The organism is Actinospica durhamensis, from assembly GCF_018139695.1.
Lineage (GTDB): Bacteria > Actinomycetota > Actinomycetes > Streptomycetales > Catenulisporaceae > Actinospica > Actinospica durhamensis.
Genome location: NZ_JAGSOG010000908.1, coordinates 1 through 380, shown reverse-complemented (window position 1 = coordinate 380; position 380 = coordinate 1). Strand labels below are relative to the sequence as shown.

Genomic DNA, 380 nt, shown 5'->3' with positions numbered 1-380 from the left:
CGCGGCGGGGGCGCCGGTGCCGGAGGAGCACGTGGCGTGGCTGGTGAAGCGGGCGGGGCAGTTGCCGCAGGACGCCGGGGTCGGACTGTACGACGGCGCGCTCGGGATCGCGTACACGCTGGACCTGCTCGGTCGCGCGGACGCGGCGTACGGGCTGGTGGATCTGGTGCTCGCGGAGCGTTGGCAGCGGCTCGGGCACGGTCTCGGCGACGGGCTCGCCGGTGTGGGGCTGGGGCTGCTGCACTTCGCCGAACGTACGGGGGACGCGGCGCCGCTCGGGGCCGCACTCGAGGCGGGGCGTCTGGCGGCGGAACTGCTCGCCCAGGGCGCGGCCCGCGAACCGGGGCGGGGAACGGGTGCTGGCGCAGGAACGGGGACAC

General features: G+C 77.1%; 1 pseudogene. It reads left to right on the top strand.

The window, feature by feature from the left end:
• Nucleotides 1-31: 31 nt before the first annotated feature.
• Nucleotides 32-380, top strand: a pseudogene (locus tag KDL01_RS42795) (class III lanthionine synthetase LanKC); the annotation flags it as partial.